General features: G+C 61.2%; 16 protein-coding genes and 4 tRNA genes. 19 read left to right on the forward strand and 1 reads right to left on the reverse strand.

Annotation, left to right across the window (positions count from 1 at the left end):
• Nucleotides 1-17 precede the first annotated feature (17 nt).
• The 9 genes from HMPREF2967_RS11890 (at nucleotide 18) to rplA (ending at nucleotide 4,716) form a co-directional block, all read left to right on the forward strand.
• Nucleotides 18-1,022 (forward strand): polyprenyl synthetase family protein, encoded by a 1,005-nt coding sequence (locus HMPREF2967_RS11890; protein ID WP_070686675.1) that lies wholly within the window; start codon nucleotides 18-20, stop codon nucleotides 1,020-1,022.
• A 76-nt stretch (nucleotides 1,023-1,098) separates the two neighbouring features.
• Nucleotides 1,099-1,180: transfer RNA gene (locus HMPREF2967_RS11895), tRNA-Tyr, on the forward strand.
• Between the two features lie 344 nt (nucleotides 1,181-1,524).
• Nucleotides 1,525-1,600: transfer RNA gene (locus HMPREF2967_RS11900), tRNA-Thr, on the forward strand.
• Between the two features lie 34 nt (nucleotides 1,601-1,634).
• Nucleotides 1,635-1,706, forward strand: a tRNA-Met gene (locus tag HMPREF2967_RS11905).
• A 127-nt stretch (nucleotides 1,707-1,833) separates the two neighbouring features.
• Nucleotides 1,834-1,909 (forward strand) — tRNA-Trp (locus HMPREF2967_RS11910).
• Between the two features lie 24 nt (nucleotides 1,910-1,933).
• A complete protein-coding gene (secE, locus tag HMPREF2967_RS11915) occupies nucleotides 1,934-2,260 on the forward strand; it encodes a preprotein translocase subunit SecE (protein ID WP_070561624.1) in 327 nt (108 codons plus the stop codon).
• Nucleotides 2,261-2,399: 139 nt separating this feature from the next.
• The gene (gene nusG / locus HMPREF2967_RS11920) at nucleotides 2,400-3,305 is read left to right on the forward strand and encodes a transcription termination/antitermination protein NusG (protein WP_070520979.1); all 906 of its coding nucleotides are present in this window, start codon (nucleotides 2,400-2,402) and stop codon (nucleotides 3,303-3,305) included.
• Between the two features lie 165 nt (nucleotides 3,306-3,470).
• The gene (rplK, locus tag HMPREF2967_RS11925) at nucleotides 3,471-3,914 is read left to right on the forward strand and encodes a 50S ribosomal protein L11 (RefSeq protein ID WP_070520976.1); all 444 of its coding nucleotides are present in this window, start codon (nucleotides 3,471-3,473) and stop codon (nucleotides 3,912-3,914) included.
• 97 nt (nucleotides 3,915-4,011) lie between these two features.
• Nucleotides 4,012-4,716 carry a 50S ribosomal protein L1 gene (gene rplA, locus HMPREF2967_RS11930; RefSeq protein WP_070520973.1) on the forward strand — a complete coding sequence of 235 codons (705 nt, stop codon included), beginning with the start codon at nucleotides 4,012-4,014 and terminating at the stop codon, nucleotides 4,714-4,716.
• A gap of 590 nt (nucleotides 4,717-5,306) precedes the next feature.
• Here rplA and HMPREF2967_RS11935 read toward each other — a convergent pair.
• The gene (locus tag HMPREF2967_RS11935; RefSeq protein ID WP_070686677.1) at nucleotides 5,307-6,101 is read right to left on the reverse strand and encodes a siderophore-interacting protein; all 795 of its coding nucleotides are present in this window, start codon (nucleotides 6,099-6,101) and stop codon (nucleotides 5,307-5,309) included.
• Between the two features lie 124 nt (nucleotides 6,102-6,225).
• Between HMPREF2967_RS11935 and HMPREF2967_RS11940 the strand changes: the two genes are divergently transcribed.
• From HMPREF2967_RS11940 to HMPREF2967_RS11980, 10 genes are all read left to right on the forward strand, one after another.
• Nucleotides 6,226-7,170 (forward strand): ABC transporter substrate-binding protein, encoded by a 945-nt coding sequence (locus HMPREF2967_RS11940; RefSeq protein WP_070686679.1) that lies wholly within the window; start codon nucleotides 6,226-6,228, stop codon nucleotides 7,168-7,170.
• Between the two features lie 66 nt (nucleotides 7,171-7,236).
• Nucleotides 7,237-8,205, forward strand: coding sequence for a FecCD family ABC transporter permease (locus HMPREF2967_RS11945; RefSeq protein WP_255365893.1), 969 nt, complete (start codon nucleotides 7,237-7,239; stop codon nucleotides 8,203-8,205).
• Nucleotides 8,202-9,254, forward strand: coding sequence for a FecCD family ABC transporter permease (locus HMPREF2967_RS11950; RefSeq protein WP_070686682.1), 1,053 nt, complete (start codon nucleotides 8,202-8,204; stop codon nucleotides 9,252-9,254). Before HMPREF2967_RS11945 ends, HMPREF2967_RS11950 begins: the two co-directional genes overlap by 4 nt.
• 5 nt (nucleotides 9,255-9,259) lie before the next feature.
• Nucleotides 9,260-10,054 carry an ABC transporter ATP-binding protein gene (locus HMPREF2967_RS11955; protein ID WP_070686684.1) on the forward strand — a complete coding sequence of 265 codons (795 nt, stop codon included), beginning with the start codon at nucleotides 9,260-9,262 and terminating at the stop codon, nucleotides 10,052-10,054.
• Between the two features lie 325 nt (nucleotides 10,055-10,379).
• Entirely contained in the window at nucleotides 10,380-10,901 is a 522-nt protein-coding gene (gene rplJ / locus HMPREF2967_RS11960; protein ID WP_070520958.1) for a 50S ribosomal protein L10, read from the forward strand.
• An 86-nt stretch (nucleotides 10,902-10,987) separates the two neighbouring features.
• The gene (gene rplL, locus HMPREF2967_RS11965; RefSeq protein ID WP_070520955.1) at nucleotides 10,988-11,374 is read left to right on the forward strand and encodes a 50S ribosomal protein L7/L12; all 387 of its coding nucleotides are present in this window, start codon (nucleotides 10,988-10,990) and stop codon (nucleotides 11,372-11,374) included.
• Nucleotides 11,375-11,507: 133 nt separating this feature from the next.
• Complete coding sequence (locus HMPREF2967_RS12920) at nucleotides 11,508-11,657, forward strand: type II toxin-antitoxin system RelE/ParE family toxin (protein WP_232770856.1); 150 nt, start codon at nucleotides 11,508-11,510, stop codon at nucleotides 11,655-11,657.
• Nucleotides 11,635-11,979: a HigA family addiction module antitoxin gene (locus tag HMPREF2967_RS11970; protein ID WP_070686686.1), complete on the forward strand. Its 345-nt coding sequence runs from the start codon at nucleotides 11,635-11,637 to the stop codon at nucleotides 11,977-11,979. The genes HMPREF2967_RS12920 and HMPREF2967_RS11970 overlap by 23 nt, the downstream gene beginning before the upstream one ends.
• A gap of 118 nt (nucleotides 11,980-12,097) precedes the next feature.
• A complete protein-coding gene (locus HMPREF2967_RS11975; RefSeq protein WP_070686687.1) occupies nucleotides 12,098-13,054 on the forward strand; it encodes a cell envelope lipid trafficking protein PgfA in 957 nt (318 codons plus the stop codon).
• Between the two features lie 294 nt (nucleotides 13,055-13,348).
• Complete coding sequence (locus HMPREF2967_RS11980) at nucleotides 13,349-16,828, forward strand: DNA-directed RNA polymerase subunit beta (protein WP_070686688.1); 3,480 nt, start codon at nucleotides 13,349-13,351, stop codon at nucleotides 16,826-16,828.
• Nucleotides 16,829-16,830: the final 2 nt, after the last annotated feature.

Raw genomic sequence — 16,830 nt, forward strand, 5'->3', positions numbered from 1 at the left:
TTAAAGGAACACGTTTAATGTCACACGGCCAAACTCACGCCAAGCACGTGGACTTGGGGGATGCGCAGCTCACCGAGCGTATCAACGCCGGGATGGCTGCTGTAGAGGACCTGCTGAACACGGAGCTCGACCGCGGGCAGGACTTCATCAAAGACAAGGTGCGTCACCTCTCCCTGGCTGGGGGCAAGCGTTTCCGCCCGATGATGGCGTTGCTGGCTTCCGAGTTTGGTGAACGCTTGCAATCGCCTGAGGTGATTAAGGCGGCGACCGTGGTGGAAATGGTCCACGTGGCCACGCTCTATCACGACGATGTCATGGATGAAGCGGAGCGCCGCCGCGGCGTGGATTCTGCGAATTTCCGCTGGACTAACTCGGTGGCGATTTTGGCGGGCGATGCCCTCTTGGCGCACGCTTCGCGGCTGATGAGTCAGCTGGATACCCACACGGTGGAGCACTTCGCGGAGACCTTCGAGGAGCTCGTTACGGGCCAGATGCGCGAAACCATTGGTGCCGGCGAAGCTAATGCTGTGGAGCATTACACGGCGGTCATCCGGGAAAAGACCGCGGTGCTCATCGCCTCCGCCGGCTACCTGGGTGCTTACCATGCTGGCGCCGGTCCGGAGCAGTGCGAGGCGCTGCGCCAGATCGGTGCGGCCGTGGGCATGATTTTCCAGATCGTCGACGATGTCATCGACATCTTCTCCGATCCCGAGGAGTCGGGGAAGACCCCGGGCACGGATTTGCGCGAGGGCGTGTTCACCCTGCCGGTGCTCTATGCCCTGGAGGAGGAGGGTGAGGTCGGCGACGAGCTCCGTGCCCTCCTGACGGGCCCGCTGACTGATGACGCCTCCGTGAAGCGCGCCATCGACCTGCTGTGGAAGTCGGGTGGCCGGGACAAGGCGCTTGCCGACGTCAACGCATACCTGCGCGTTGTCGAAGACCAGCTTTCCCTGTTGCCCGAATGCACGGCCAGCGAAGCCCTGCGCCAGTTGGCGGACTACACGGTCCAGCGCGTGGGCTAATAGGTGCTCCTGCCAGGCGATTTGCATGTCGGGCGGCACTTCGTAGTAAAGTACATAACCGCACTCAAGAGTGCATGCCAGGTTGCCCGAGCGGCCAAAGGGAGCGGACTGTAAATCCGCCGGCATTGCCTTCAGAAGTTCGAATCTTCTACCTGGCACAGAATGAATCCCGCAGACGCAGAGATGCGTCTGCGGGATTTTTCGATCCCCGGCATAGGGCTAGGGGGGTAAGGGTCATTTCGATCAAATAAGGGGCCCGAGCCCCGGGGAATTGGGGCGCTATTTGATCGAAATGTCGCTCCGTCGATTGAACGGTCGTGTACCCGGCTTAGTGGTCGTCTACTCGGCGCAGCGGTTGGTGTGGTGTGTTCTTGGGGCGCTTAAAAGGCCCTAAAAACGCGTCCCATCCTGGCGATTTGTGTTGTTTAAGCGTTTCGGGTTAATCTTTTCAAGGCTTCAACGAGAGCACAGCGGATGAAAGTCCGTTACTCAAAGAGGCTGTGCCCCCTTAGCTCAGTCGGCAGAGCGTTTCCATGGTAAGGAAAAGGTCGACAGTTCGATTCTGTCAGGGGGCTCCATTCATGTTTCTGGAAGGTTCCAGAAGGTGAATATGGCGGTGTAGCTCAGTGGTAGAGCAAGCGACTCATAATCGCTGTGTCGCGAGTTCAATTCTCGCCATCGCTACCGGGAAAGAAAAGCGCCCGCACACGGGCGCTTTTTCATTACCGACTCCCAGCCTTATACGGCACGTGGTTTCCATGGGGAATCATCGTTCTGGTAGGGTTGTGCGTTGTCCCAAAAGGGCACGCAAAGGGGCGTGGCGCAATTGGTAGCGCAACGGTCTCCAAAACCGTAGGTTGCAGGTTCGAGTCCTGTCGCCCCTGCCACATCACTTCAAGGAGGGAATCGCCGTGAGCGATGAAAAGCAGCCGAGCACCGGGGCCCCGCGCCCAACCGGCAAGCGTCAGCTCTCTGGCGCAGCGACCACCTCTACCGATTCCTACACCGACAAGCGCGTCGTGCGCGTCGAGGATAAGAAGGAAGATTCCTTCGGCGGATCCGTCGGGTCCTTCCCGGGCGAGGTCGTCTCTGAGATGAAGAAGGTCGTCTGGCCTACTGGCAAGGAAATGGTTCAGTACGTCCTCGTGACCTTCGCCTTCCTCATCGTCCTCACCGCCTTGGTGTGGGGCGTGGACACGCTGACCGGCCTCGGAGTTGAAGCAATCCTCGCGCCTTAGTAAACTAATTTCATACTTTCATCCCGCCGCCTTCCCGCTAGCTCGACTAGGGGAAACGGCGGGATACTTTTTGCCCTAGTTCCGCCGGGTAACCTGGTTGGGGACTAGAAGAATGAACACAATTTTGGAGTAGCAGACAATGAGCGAAGAAAACACTGGCACCTCCCTCGAGCAGGCCATGATTGATAACGTCCAGGAACAGGCCGCGGAAGCGGTCGAGGCTACTGAGGAAACCCAGCAGCCGCAGGAGGAGCTTTCTGCTGAGGAGAAGGAAGCCGCCGAGAAGGAAGCTGCTACCAAGGCTGCGGAGGCCGCCCTCGGCGGCGGCTCGGACGAGGCTGAGGCTGAGGGAGCGGGGGAGACGTCGCCAAGCGCTGAAGCAGACGCCGCTGCCGCCGACGCCGAGTACAAGACCCGCCTGCGCGCATTCACCCGCGAACTGAAGAAGCAGCCGGGCAAGTGGTACATCATCCAGTGCTACTCCGGCTACGAGAACAAGGTGAAGACCAACCTGGACATGCGCGCCCAGACCCTCGAGGTGGAGGATTCCATCTTTGAGGTCGTCGTGCCGGTCGAGCAGGTTCTGGAGAAGAAGGACGGCAAGAAGAAGGTTGTTAAGCGCAAGCTGCTTCCGGGCTACGTGCTGGTGCGCATGGAGCTTAACGACGCTGCCTGGTCCGTCGTCCGCGATACCCCGGGTGTGACCTCCTTCGTGGGCAACGAGGGTAACGCCACCCCGGTGAAGATCCGCGACGTGGCCAAGTTCCTCATGCCGAATGATACGACGGTCTCCCCGGAGGCTTCCGCCGCCGACTCCGAGGGCGAGCAGGTTGTTGCCATGCCGGAGAAGGAGGCCGCGAAGGCTTATGCTCACGACTTCGAGGTGGGCGAGGCCGTTACCATCCTGTCCGGCCCGCTGGCTTCCGTGTCCGCCACCATCTCCGAGATCGACCCGGAGACCGGCAAGATGCAGGGCCTGGTGTCCATCTTCGGCCGCGAGACCCCGGTGGAGCTGTCCCCGACGGAAATCGAGCGCATCTCCTAAAAAGCGATTTTGAGCTGGGCGCACGGTGTTCTAAACTTGAACGCCGTGCGCTTTTGCGCATGTTCAAACGTTCATCCTCCGGTGGCCCACAACGCGTGAGCATCCGGACGGGGCGCTGTTATTCATCGTGGCGGCACTCCGGTACCACAGGAAAGAGGTAATTCGATGGCTCCCAAGAAGAAGGTCACTGGCCTGATTAAGCTCCAGATCGAGGCAGGCGCTGCTAACCCGGCACCGCCGGTCGGCCCGGCACTCGGTGCCCACGGCGTCAACATCATGGAGTTCTGCAAGGCTTATAACGCTGCGACCGAGTCCCAGCGCGGCAACGTCGTGCCGGTGGAAATCACCGTCTACGAGGACCGCTCCTTCGACTTCAAGCTGAAGACCCCGCCGGCAGCGAAGCTCCTGCTCAAGGCCGCTGGCATCAAGAAGGGCTCCGGCGTTCCGCACACCGACAAGGTTGGCTCCGTGACCTGGGATCAGTGCAAGGAGATTGCACAGACCAAGTTCGAGGACCTCAATGCTCGTGACATCGAGAACGGCGCCCGCATCATCGCTGGTACCGCTCGCTCCATGGGCATCACCGTTGACGGCATCCCGGCTAAGTAATAATTCAATTTAATGCGCGATACGTTCTGTATCGCGCGTGGCAGGGCCAGCTTCGGCCCGCTATCACCACATCAATCCAAGAAAAGGAATTGCACTTATGAGCACCAAGTCCAAGGCATACAAGGCTGCCGCTGAGCTGGTAGACCGCTCCCGCCAGTACCGTCCGATCGAGGCCGCCAAGCTGGCCAAGGAGACCTCCTCCAAGAACTTCGACGCTACTGTCGACGTCGTCTTCCGCCTCGGCGTTGACCCGCGCAAGGCTGATCAGCTGGTTCGCGGCACCGTTTCCCTGCCGCACGGCACCGGTAAGGATGTCCGCGTGGCCGTCTTCGCTGAGGGCGACAAGGCTGAGGCCGCTAAGGCTGCTGGCGCCGACATCGTGGGCACCGAAGAGCTGATCGCTGCCATCAACGAGGGCAACATCGACTTCGACGTTGCTATCGCCACCCCGGATCAGATGGCCAAGGTCGGCCGCGTTGCCCGCGTCCTGGGCCCGCGTGGTCTCATGCCGAACCCGAAGACCGGCACCGTGACCGCTGACGTGACCAAGGCTGTGGCCGACGTCAAGGGCGGTAAGATTTCCTTCCGCGTTGACAAGGCTTCCAACCTGCACGCCATCATCGGTAAGGCTTCCTTCGACGCTGAGAAGCTGGCCGAGAACTACGGCGCGCTGTACGACGAGATCCTGCGTCTGAAGCCGTCCTCCGCTAAGGGCATCTACGCCAAGAAGATCACCATCTCCACCACCTCCGGCCCGGGCATCCCGGTCGACGCTTCCGTGGAGAAGAACTACACCGACTAATTGATGTCTGTGTTAACGGCGTAAAGGTCCCGGCTCTTTTACGAGCCGGGATTTTTTATTGCCATCTTCCTTGCGTGTCAAACTATTTGTACAGGTCAGAGGGCTAAAAACCACTGACAGGTAAAATACAGGCAGGTTCGATGGGCTTTCAAGGAATGTATCGCATAATAATCCTTGTGCGTTTGAGAGAGGCGCATGAGAGATAGAGAGAACACCCTGAGTCTTGCAGGGCGGGCGGCGTGAGAAACCGCCTGATAGTCAAGACCCCTTGCAACGCGGGTTCCGGAATTATCCGGAGCCCGCGTTGTGCTGTGTACGCCCCAAGCCAGGTGCTCCCTGCCTTGGATTCGGGACATGGGCTTGAGCGGAGATGCATCAGGCCTGAGACAAACGCGGGCGCTGGATGTAGATGGTTCTAGTCAAAAGGTTTTCTTGGGGGCAAACAAACCATCTGGGGGAGCGAAGAAGGTTCGTTTGGGGGCAAGTGAACCTTCTGACTGAAACCTCTTGACGGGAACCTTCTGATGGGAACCATGTGGAAGCGCACCGAGGCCCACTGCTGGTTAAAGGATTAGATGCGTGCGAAGGAATTACGGCCGCGGCTTGCCGTTCATCCAGTACACGGACCAGATGACGTCCTCGCGCGGCACTCCCCAGTCGTGCACCGCCAAAGAGCGCACTTCTTTGGCCAGGTCCCCTTCGCCGGATACCCACACTGAATCCGGCGCTGTATCCGCGGAGAAACGAGAACTAAGAAGCTGAACGGCGCGTGCGCTGTGTTCCTCGTGCGGGGCGGCGACCATGGTGAGTGAACGAACCTTGCCGCGCCAGGTCTTCTCAAAGCCGTCCTCAATTTCGGAGTCGTCTGCAATCAGTGCAACGACGTCGACGCCACTCAAGGATTGCGGTGAGAAGGTTTCGTAGTGCTCCAGTATGTGCCACAGTGCTGGGAGAGCGGAGGCGTCCGCGAGTAACAGTTGTGATTTCTTGGGTGCCTGCCACCGCGCTTGCCCCGTATAGATCCCGGCGGTATCCCCAGGCTGGGCCTTAAGGATCCACCGCGAGCCCGGGCCATTATCGCCATGGGTCACCACGTCGACATCGATGGTGCAGGCCTCGTGGTTGAGCCTGCGAATTGTGTACCACCGCAACGCCGGGCGAACGTCGTCAGGCAAGCCAGTGACGGCGGCGCGCACATTGGCATCCTCAACTGGGAAGGGCGAAAACTCCTGCCCGTCCTGGGGCATGAGGAGCCCAAAATACTCATCAGGCCCGGCGAGGGGGTAGGAGCCGAAGACAGGCGAGTGAAAAGTAAGGCGGTGCAGCCGCGGCTTGAGGCGGGTATTCCCCGTGAGGGTAACGGGTAATAAGCGGTGATGCGTCAAAGGAATTGGTCCTAGGTATAAGGGAAATTTGAATCCATCATAAAGCAGAGGTTAGGCTTGCCTCAAATAGATTAGGGGTGTGACGGCTTGTGTGCTCGTTCCCATCGAAGGAAAGGTTAATTCCATGGTTGCTATCCACCGGCGCGCGAAAGGCGTGCTCGCGATTGTCTCGGCGGCAGCGATTGCTCTGACGGGGTGCTCGCGCGGAAGCGGTGAGGACAGCGCGGGTGCAGGCAGCGCTGATGAGGTGCGGGTCGCCAGCTTGGGGCTTGGCGACGCCGATACTGTACTCGCGCTCGGAATCACCCCCGTTGCCGTAGCGCCCTGGGGAGCGCAGGGCGATGGTGATCCCTCCGGTGTGGGCCCATGGGCGAAAGAACTTCTGGGAGATGCCCAGCCTGAGGTCATCTATAACACTGCTTCCGGGTTCACGGCCGATGTTCTTGAGCAGGTCACGGCTTCGGACCCCACGCAGATCATCGCTGTCAATCAGGCAGTGGACCAGGAAGCACAGAAATCCCTCGAGGAGATCGCGCCGCTGACCATCAAGCCGGAGGGCTTCGAAGACTGGCAGGTTCCCTGGGAAGAGCAGGTTAAGACCATCGCCTCTGCCGTGGATAAGGAAGAGGAGGGGGACAAGCTTATTGACAAGGCGCAAGGCGCCTTCGATGAATTCAAGGAATCTCACCCGGAGCTTAACGGCAAACGCGCGGCCATCGTCATGCCCTATGACGGAAAGCTGGGCCTCTACACTTCCGATGATGGCCGCGGTCAGTTCATCGAAGACCTTGGCTTTGAGATTCCGCAGGAGCTGGAGGGTGATGGCTCCAGCTTCTTCGTGGACTACGCCCCAGAGAACTACTCCCAGCTCAACGACGTGGACTACCTGTTCGTCTTGGATTACAACGGTGCAGTTGACGAGCTGAAGAAGGATTCGACGTTCCAAGGCCTGGACGTGGTCAAGGATGGCCGCGTCCGCTACCTAGAAACGGATACCGGCAACGCCATGAGCATGCCGAACCCGCTCACCATTCCTTGGGCTGTCGATAAGTTTGAAGAGCAACTCTAAGTGCTCGCATTACCGAGAAACGCCGGGGCCACCCGCGGCGAGCTAGATTCGCGGGGGAGGGGACGCGTGCTCCTCACCACCGCTCTGGTTGTGGTTTCACTGCTCCTCCTCGCCTGCTCGCTGATGGTGGGATCGCGGTCCATCGCCATGTCCGAGCTCCTTCCCGCCTTCCTCCATGAAAGCCAGCCGGAGATAGAAAATATCGTGTGGGACTTGCGTATGCCGCGCACCTTCTTGGCGTACTTCGCGGGTGCAGCCATTGCGGTCTCCGGTGTCATCGCCCAGACCTGGACCAAGAACCCCTTGGCCGATCCCGGCTTCATTGGTATCACTGCGGGTGCTTCCTTCCTTGTAGCGCTCGGGACGGCGTTGGGGCTTGCCACCTCGCTGGGGATGCGGACGACGCTCGCGCTGGTGGGAGCCGGTTTGGCCACGGTAGTGGTTCTGGGTGTTTCCCGGCGGTTTCCTGATTCCCTGACGCTGCTCCTCGTGGGTGCAGGAGTATCGGCTGCCTTAAGCTCTGGCGCCATGCTGATCGGCTTGTATTCCACGGATGTGCTCGACAGCATGCGCCGCTGGACCATCGGCTCCACCTTTGGGCGCGGCCCCGGAGAGGTCGCGATTGCAGCCGGTGGTCTGCTCGTCGGGCTCATCATTGCTGCGAGTGTGGCGCGCCCGCTCGACTTGTTGGCCATGGGTGAGGAGTCTTCGGTTGCCTTGGGTAGCTCGCCGGCACTGGCGCGCCGTGGCGCTGCCTTAAGCATCGTTGTCTTGGCCGGATGCGCTACCGCTGCGGCAGGCCCCATCGCTTTCGTGGGATTTGCCGTCCCCCACCTTCTCCGGCGGTGTACAGGTCCGGCGGTTGCCGCCATGATTGCCCCCGCCGCGCTGCTGGGCGGTTGTTCCGTGCTGGCCGCGGATATCTTAGGCCGGCTTATCGCTGGCCCCTCCGAGTTAGAGATGTCTATCGTCCTAGCTTTCGTGGGCGCACCTTTCCTCATCTGGGCCGTGCGCCGAGGGGAGCAGAAGCTATGAGTGATGGAGTGAAGGGGGACGTCGCCAAGCGCCTGCGTTCCCAACAGCGGCAGCGCCGGATATGGATATGGTCAGCCACCTGCTTCTTTGTGCTGGTCGCGGCAGTCTCTTACGTCCTGATGCTCGGGCAAGGACCCGTGGGGCTGAGTCCGGGGCGGGTTCTGGAGATCCTCAACGGCGGGGGAAGCCGAAGCGAAATCCGCGTCGTGTGGGATCTGCGCATGCCCGTAGCGCTAGCAACCCTCATCGTGGGCGCCGCGCTCGGACTGGCGGGGTCGTGGACTCAGTCGATGTCGCGCAATCCGCTGGCCTCCCCCGACATCCTTGGCGTGTCCGGTGGGGCTTCGGTGATGGTGGTCATCGGGACGGTGATGTCCCGGCCACTCCTCGCAGAGGGTGTCTCCGTGTTCTGGTGGCGGGCGGGGCTCGCGCTGCTGGGAGCGGTGTTAGCGGCCATCCTGCTGGTGGCGCTTGGCGGGCTCGGCACGAGCAACCGCATCGTCATCGTCGGCATCGCGCTATCACTGCTGTTCCAAGCCATGGTGGCGTATCTCTTGCGCGCTGCGGAGCTCCTCCGTGCAGCACAATCCCAGCTGTGGCTGGCGGGAACCACGGGCTTTGTGCGGATGGACGTCATTGTTCCGCTTCTCGTAGGACTGGCGCCTTTCGTGTTGCTTGGTTCGTGGCATGCCCGGGAACTGCCGCTTCTAGCCCATGATGATCTCTCGGCACTCTCCTTGGGCGTGGACATCACGCGGACGCGCACCGCACTCCTCATTGCGGCCACCGGAATATGCGCGGTGACCGTGTCCGTGGCGGGGCCCATCGGCTTTATCGCGCTGCTGGCCCCACACCTCGGACGCATGATCGCCCGAACCCCTACTCCTTCGCCGGTGGTGTCGTGCGCTGCTGGTGCGGCCCTCTTAAGCGCCTGCGCCGTGGTGGCCGGGGCGCTCCCGATGGACGCGCCGGTGGGAGCTGTGTCCTCAGTGATCGGCGGCACCGCCCTGGTCATCGTGGTGTGGAATGCCGCAAGGCGGAAAGGATGAAAACCATGAACAGTTGCGAGCTGAAGGCCCAAGGCATCCATGCCGGTTATCAAGGTGGGAAAGATATTCTCTCCGGGGTTGACCTCGTGGCCCGCCCGGGGGAGGTCACCACGCTCATCGGCCCCAATGGCTGCGGGAAATCGACGTTGCTGAAGACCTTGTCGAAGATTCTTCGCCCCCGGCAGGGAAGCGTGCGCATTGGCGAGTTGGATGTACATTCCATGAGCCCGAAGGAAGCGGCGGCCCACGTGGCCTTGCTTCCCCAGCACCCGATGGCGCCGGATGGGCTGCGCGTCGGCGAGCTCGTAGCCCGCGGGCGGTACGCGCACCTTGGGTGGGGAAGGGGACTGTCAGCGCAGGACCACGAGATCATCGCGCAGGCCTGCGTGGAGACAGGCATCACCGATTTCATCGACCGCGATATCGCGGCGCTGTCGGGCGGCCAGCGTCAGCGGGTGTGGCTCGCGTTGGCTTTGGCTCAGGACGCGCCGGTGCTGCTTCTCGACGAACCCACGACCTTCCTCGATCCCGCCCACGCGATGGGCGTCTTGGAGCTCGTCCGCAAGCAAGCGCGCGCTGGGAAGACGGTCGTCGTCGTGCTGCACGACCTCATGCTGGCTGGGCAGTTCTCAGACACCATGGTGGTCATGAACAACGGCGAGATCATCGCGCGGGGCACGCCGCAGCAGGCGTTGACGAAAGAGGTGCTGGCGGCGGCCTATGGCATCGATGTGGACATCTGGGAGGATCCTCGCAGCGATGCCCCCGTCATCGTTCCGCGCGGTGTGCTCAGGAACTAAAGGGCACTAAGGCAAAGCCCCAGGACCGCGATTTGGAGTTGGCCCGTGCAGGCTGTAGAGTACCTAGCGAAGTTTGAACGGCCCCGAAGTGGTCGAGTCAAAGTTCACCGAAGACCGTCGGTCATCCGGAATATCGGATCGAAGGTTCCTCGCTCTAGAGGGCGGCCCACGCAGGAGACACTTTGCGAATTACCGCGGATTTCCGCGCGCGCCCTGTGCTCTTGCACGGGGCTTTTGTTATTTCGGTTGTCGTTAACGACAACCGAGGTGGGAAAGGTCCCGGCGGAAAACACAAGAGATGTTTCGAAAGGAGGCGTAGTAGAAAATGGCAAACCCGAAGAACACCGCAGACCTGGCAAAGCTGAAGGAGAAGCTCGATGGCGCTAACTCCATCGTGCTCACCGAGTACCGTGGCCTGACCGTGGGTCAGCTCCAGGAGCTGCGTAACAACCTCGGCTTTGACGTTGAGTACTCCGTCGCCAAGAACACCCTTTTCAAGATCGCTGCCAACGAAGCTGGCATCGAGGGTCTTGACGAGCAGCTGACTGGCCCGACCGCTATTGCGTTCATCAAGGGCGAGGCAGTGGATGCTGCGAAGGTCATCACCAAGTTCGCTGATGACAACAAGGCACTCGTTATCAAGGGTGGCTACATGGACGGCGACGCTCTATCTGCCGACCAGGTTGAGGCCATCGCCAAGCTGGACAACCGCGAGACCACTCTCGCAAAGCTGGCTGGCGCCATGAAGGGTTCTATGGCAAAGGCTGCCGCCGTATTCAACGCTCCTGCAACCAAGATGGTCCGCACCGCTGCGGCCCTGCAGGACAAGAAGGCTGCGGAAGCTTAAGACGCCAACTAAAGGCGCACAACTTAAACACACACACTTTTCTGGCCGCCTAGCGCGGCCAGGCACAATGAGAAAGGATGCCAATCATGGCTAAGCTCACCAAGGACGAGCTCATTGAAGCTTTCAAGGAAATGACCCTCATCGAGCTCTCCGAGTTCGTTAAGGAATTCGAGGAGGTCTTCGACGTTGAGGCCGCTGCTCCGGTTGCTGCCGTTGCTGCTGGTGCCCCGGCTGCCGGCGGTGCTGCTGAGGAAGAGAAGACCGAGTTCGACGTCGTTCTGACCGACGCTGGCGCTAAGAAGATCGGCGTTATTAAGGCTGTCCGCGAGATCGTCTCCGGCCTGGGCCTGAAGGAAGCTAAGGAGCTCGTTGAGTCCGCTCCGAAGGCTATCCTCGAGGGTGCTTCCAAGGACGACGCTGAGGCTGCTAAGGCTAAGCTCGAAGAGGCTGGCGCTTCCGTCGAGCTCAAGTAATTCACCTGAATTACTCAGCTTTCCCGCGCAGCGCACTCGCTGCGCGCCAACAACCCCGTTCCGCTTGTACGCGGTGCGGGGTTGTTCCCGTTTTGTTGCGGACTCTGATGGCCCGGCGGATTCTAAGCTTTTCGTGTCAGGTATTGACACTAGGGTCAAAAAGAGACACTATTGGCGTGGGTTTGAGGGCTACTACTCAATTCGCGTCAACTCGCAGTGGCGCATCATATTCAAGTGGACACCCGAAGGAGCTATTGACGTTGACTTTATCGACTACCACTGAAGCACGCACTCATGTTGATGTTGTTCCCGTTCCGCATCCCGGAGAGATCCTTCTCCTAGAATTCCTCAAACCCTGCCGTATCACCCAGTATCGCCTGGCCAATGACATTGGCACCACCCGTTCCCAAGTTTCCAAAATTACCCGCGGGGCGCTCGGTATCAGTGCCGATATGGCTTTGCGTTTGTCGGCTTACTTTGGGAATTCCGCGGAGTTCTGGCTCGGACTCCAAGAGGAATACGATCTGTGGAAAGCTCGCCAGACCACTGATGTCAGCGCCATCGTTCCGTGGAATCACAAAGAAGAAGTCGACTCTCACTCATAGAATTAGTTGACTTGCGGTCACCTCGGGGTCGGTGCAGTCTCACCGCAGCTGTACAAAACTGAAACGCACCCTCCTGGGAAATGTGTTTTAAACAAACGAATCGGTAGGATAAGCCACCATGCTGCCCAAGTCCCGCATCTTCTCCGTCCTCCTGCTCGGCCTCGGCGTTGCGCTGATCGCAGCCGGCCTGGCGGCGTCGATCTTCTTGAGCTTTAGCCCGCGCCTGCCGCTGGATATCAAGGACACCACGTGGACGATGCAGGATGACAGCGCCACCGCGCAGGCGCTGTCCGCAGAGGGTGTTACGCAGTACGAGGGGCCGATAACCTATCAGCTCAACCTGGACATCCAGGATCCGGCGGACAAGGACACCGCAACGTTGCGAGTGGGGGAGTCCGCCATCCGCGGCGGCACGGGCAACTTGGAGGACTTGAGCTTTGCCCGCGTATGGAATTACTCCGTCGATCGCCTCAGCGGTGAGGCCACGGGCCCGGCGGCGCTCTCCCACACCATGGGCTCGCCCACGGCGGAGGTTCCCGTCGAGGGCTACTGGCTGAAGCTTCCCGCCGATGCTGAGCAGACCACCTACCCGGTCTTCGATCCGGTCCTGCGCAAGACGGCCGACGCCGTCTTCGAGGAATCCCTCGATATCGACGGACGCACGGTCTACCGCTACCACCAGGAAGTGGAGCCCACCAACGTGGCCACCCTCTATGCCGGTAGCACGACGACCACGCTGAGCAATGAGGACGGCTCCACCGAGCAGGGCTACCTCTTCCACGCCGCAACGCGGGACCTCTTCGTAGACCAGGCCACCGGACTGGTCGTGGGCATGGGCATTGATGTGCGGGACTACTGGGCAGACCGCGAGGGCAACGAGCGCGAGGTCCAGTTCGCCTTCAATGGCGCTACCGATGAGGAAGCCCGCGCGGAGTTGCTCCAGCAAGCAGAGCGCTTCCCGCGGAGTGCTGTGGGGCAGTGGGTGCGCTGGGGTGGCGTCGGAGTCGGCGCGCTTCTGGTGTTGCTCGGAGCGCTGGGCGCTTTCCGTCGTCCCACGAGCCGTCACGCCCGCTAGCCGCGGGTGCTAGAGGCCCGCGCGAGCGGATCTGCGTAGCGACACGCCGGCGGCACGTTTCGCCTTTACAAGGCCGCCATTATGCTATAGGCTATTTCGTTGCGCTGGAATCTGGATCTTTAGTGCACATTTAGCCTTTCGAGCGGTGATGGCAAAACCGACTTGACAAGGTGATTTTGTGCATTCTAAACCCAGTCGTTCCACAGCAGACCGAATGCTAAATCTACCAGCGGTTTTGCACCTCACCGGCCAGGGTGGGGAGGCAATCCGCCAGAGGTACTGGAAGGACCCATCTTGGCAGTCTCCCGCCAGACCAAGTCAGTGGCCAACATCCCTGGAGCCCCGAAGCGATACTCCTTCGCTAAAATCAGCGAGCCCATCGCTGTCCCGGGCCTCCTTGATCTACAACTCGATTCTTACGCGTGGCTCATCGGCACCCCCGAGTGGCGCGAGCGCGAGCAGGCAGAGCGCGGCGAAGACGCACGCGTGACGAGCGGCCTTGAGGATATCCTCGAGGAGCTTTCTCCGATCCAGGATTACTCGGGCAACATGTCCCTGTCCCTGTCGGAGCCTCGCTTCGAGCCGGTGAAGAACACCGTGGACGAGTGCAAAGAGAAGGACATCAACTACTCGGCGCCACTGTACGTCACCGCAGAATTCATCAACAACGACACCCAGGAGATTAAGTCCCAGACCGTCTTCATCGGCGATTTCCCGATGATGACTGAGAAGGGCACCTTCATCGTCAACGGCACCGAGCGCGTTATCGTCTCGCAGCTCGTGCGTTCCCCGGGTGTGTACTTCGACCAGACCATCGACAAGTCCACCGAGCGCCCGCTGCACTCCGTGAAGGTCATTCCTTCCCGCGGTGCGTGGCTCGAGTTTGACGTCGACAAGCGCGACACCGTTGGCGTGCGCATCGACCGCAAGCGTCGCCAGCCGGTCACCGTGCTGCTCAAGGCCCTGGGTTGGTCCGAGGAACAGATCAAGGAGCGCTTCGGCTTCTCCGAGCTCATGATGTCCACACTCGAGTCCGATAGCGTGGCCAACACCGACGAGGCTCTGCTGGAGATCTACCGCAAGCAGCGCCCGGGCGAGCAGCCCACGCGCGACCTCGCGCAGGCCCTGCTGGATAACTCCTTCTTCCGCGCCAAGCGCTACGACCTGGCCAAGGTTGGCCGCTACAAGGTCAACCGCAAGCTCGGCCTGGGTGGTGACCACGACGGTCTGATGACCCTGACCGAGGAAGACATCGCCGTCACCCTCGAGTACCTCGTGCGCCTGCACGCCGGTGAGCGTGAGATGAAGGCCCCGAACGGTGAGATGATCGCCATCCACACCGACGACATCGACCACTTTGGTAACCGTCGTCTGCGCACCGTGGGCGAGCTCATCCAGAACCAGGTTCGCGTGGGCCTGTCCCGCATGGAGCGCGTCGTCCGCGAGCGCATGACCACCCAGGACGCGGAGTCGATTACCCCGACCTCCCTGATTAACGTCCGCCCGGTCTCCGCCGCCATCCGCGAGTTCTTCGGTACCTCCCAGCTCTCGCAGTTCATGGACCAGAACAACTCCCTGTCGGGCCTAACCCACAAGCGCCGCCTGTCCGCGCTGGGCCCGGGCGGTCTGTCCCGTGAGCGCGCCGGCATCGAGGTGCGAGACGTTCACGCTTCGCACTACGGCCGCATGTGCCCGATTGAGACCCCTGAGGGTCCGAACATTGGTCTGATCGGTTCCCTGGCTTCCTATGCCCGCGTCAACGCTTTCGGCTTCATCGAGACCCCGTACCGCAAGGTTGTGGACGGCAAGGTCACCGACCAGGTGGAGTACCTCACCGCCGATGAAGAGGATCGCTACGCTATCGCGCAGGCCGAGGTTGAGAAGGCTGCCGACGGCACCCTGACCGGCGACCGCATCGAGGTCCGCCTCAAGGACGGCGATATCGGCGTGACCGACGCCGCCGGCGTTGACTACGTTGACGTTTCCCCGCGCCAGATGGTCTCCGTGGCTACCGCCATGATTCCGTTCCTCGAGCACGACGACGCTAACCGTGCCCTCATGGGCGCGAACATGCAGCGCCAGGCCGTGCCGCTGGTGCGTTCCGAGGCCCCGTACGTGGGTACCGGTATGGAGCAGCGCGCTGCCTACGATGCTGGTGACCTCATCATCACCCCGAAGGCGGGCGTGGTGGAGAACGTCACCGCGGACCTCATCACCATCATGGATGACGAGGGCCAGCGTGATACCTACATGCTGCGCAAGTTCGAGCGCACCAACCAGAACACCAACTACAACCAGACCCCGTTGGTCTCCCTGGGTGAGCGCGTCGAGGCAGGCCAGGTGCTTGCCGACGGCCCCGGTACCCACAACGGTGAGATGTCCCTCGGCCGCAACCTGCTGGTTGCCTTCATGCCGTGGGAAGGCCACAACTACGAGGACGCCATCATCCTCAACCAGCGCATCGTGGAGGAGGACATCCTCACCTCGATCCACATCGAGGAGCACGAGATCGATGCTCGCGATACCAAGCTGGGCCCGGAGGAGATCACCCGCGAGATCCCGAACGTCTCCGATGACGTTCTGCGTGACCTCGACGAGCGCGGCATCGTCCGCATCGGCGCCGACGTCCGCGCGGGCGACATCCTCGTTGGTAAGGTCACCCCGAAGGGTGAGACCGAGCTGACCCCGGAGGAGCGCCTCCTGCGCGCCATCTTCGGTGAGAAGGCCCGCGAGGTCCGCGATACCTCCATGAAGGTGCCGCACGGTGAGACCGGTAAGGTCATCGGCGTCTCCCGCTTCTCCCGCGAGGATGACGACGACCTGGCCCCGGGCGTCAACGAAATGATCCGCGTCTACGTGGCTCAGAAGCGCAAGATCCAGGACGGCGATAAGCTCGCCGGCCGCCACGGCAACAAGGGCGTTGTGGGCAAGATTCTCCCGCCGGAAGATATGCCGTTCATGGAGGATGGCACCCCGGTGGACATCATCCTGAACACCCACGGTGTGCCGCGTCGTATGAACATCGGCCAGGTGCTCGAGGTTCACCTCGGCTGGCTGGCACACGCCGGTTGGAAGATCGACACCGAGGACCCGGCCAACGCCGAGCTGCTCAAGACCCTGCCGGAAGAGCTTTACGACGTCCCGCCGGAGTCCCTGACCGCAACCCCGGTCTTCGACGGTGCTACCAACGAGGAGATCTCTCGACTGCTGGCTTCCTCCAAGCCGAACCGCGATGGTGACGTCATGGTGGATGAGCACGGTAAGGCCCGCCTCTTCGACGGCCGCTCCGGCGAGCCGTACATGTACCCGGTTTCCGTCGGCTACATGTACATGCTCAAGCTGCACCACCTCGTCGACGAGAAGATCCACGCTCGCTCCACCGGCCCGTACTCCATGATTACCCAGCAGCCGCTGGGTGGTAAGGCACAGTTCGGTGGCCAGCGCTTCGGTGAGATGGAGGTGTGGGCAATGCAGGCATACGGCGCTGCCTACACCCTGCAGGAGCTCCTGACCATCAAGTCCGATGACGTGGTCGGCCGCGTCAAGGTCTACGAGGCCATTGTCAAGGGTGACAACATCCCGGATCCGGGTATTCCGGAGTCCTTCAAGGTCCTCCTCAAGGAGCTGCAGTCCCTGTGCCTGAACGTGGAGGTTCTCTCCACCGACGGCACCCCGATGGAACTGTCTGGCTCCGACGATGATGACATGGACGGCGCTCCGTCCCTGGGCATTAACCTGTCCCGCGACGAGCGCTCCGACGCAGACATCGCCTAGCT

It is taken from the genome of Corynebacterium sp. HMSC059E07 (genome assembly GCF_001814395.1).
GTDB classification, from domain to species: domain Bacteria; phylum Actinomycetota; class Actinomycetes; order Mycobacteriales; family Mycobacteriaceae; genus Corynebacterium; species Corynebacterium hesseae.

What these genes read in the sequence shown, in the direction of transcription:
- HMPREF2967_RS11940 (WP_070686679.1), top strand. Translation starts at nt 6,226, where the DNA reads ATGGTTGCTATCCACCGGCGCGCGAAAGGCGTGCTCGCGATTGTCTCG.
- rplJ (WP_070520958.1), top strand. Translation starts at nt 10,380, where the DNA reads ATGGCAAACCCGAAGAACACCGCAGACCTGGCAAAGCTGAAGGAGAAG.
- HMPREF2967_RS11950 (WP_070686682.1), top strand. Translation starts at nt 8,202, where the DNA reads ATGAGTGATGGAGTGAAGGGGGACGTCGCCAAGCGCCTGCGTTCCCAA.
- HMPREF2967_RS11890 (WP_070686675.1), top strand. Translation starts at nt 18, where the DNA reads ATGTCACACGGCCAAACTCACGCCAAGCACGTGGACTTGGGGGATGCG.
- rplA (WP_070520973.1), top strand. Translation starts at nt 4,012, where the DNA reads ATGAGCACCAAGTCCAAGGCATACAAGGCTGCCGCTGAGCTGGTAGAC.
- HMPREF2967_RS11955 (WP_070686684.1), top strand. Translation starts at nt 9,260, where the DNA reads ATGAACAGTTGCGAGCTGAAGGCCCAAGGCATCCATGCCGGTTATCAA.
- rplL (WP_070520955.1), top strand. Translation starts at nt 10,988, where the DNA reads ATGGCTAAGCTCACCAAGGACGAGCTCATTGAAGCTTTCAAGGAAATG.
- HMPREF2967_RS11975 (WP_070686687.1), top strand. Translation starts at nt 12,098, where the DNA reads ATGCTGCCCAAGTCCCGCATCTTCTCCGTCCTCCTGCTCGGCCTCGGC.
- nusG (WP_070520979.1), top strand. Translation starts at nt 2,400, where the DNA reads ATGAGCGAAGAAAACACTGGCACCTCCCTCGAGCAGGCCATGATTGAT.
- rplK (WP_070520976.1), top strand. Translation starts at nt 3,471, where the DNA reads ATGGCTCCCAAGAAGAAGGTCACTGGCCTGATTAAGCTCCAGATCGAG.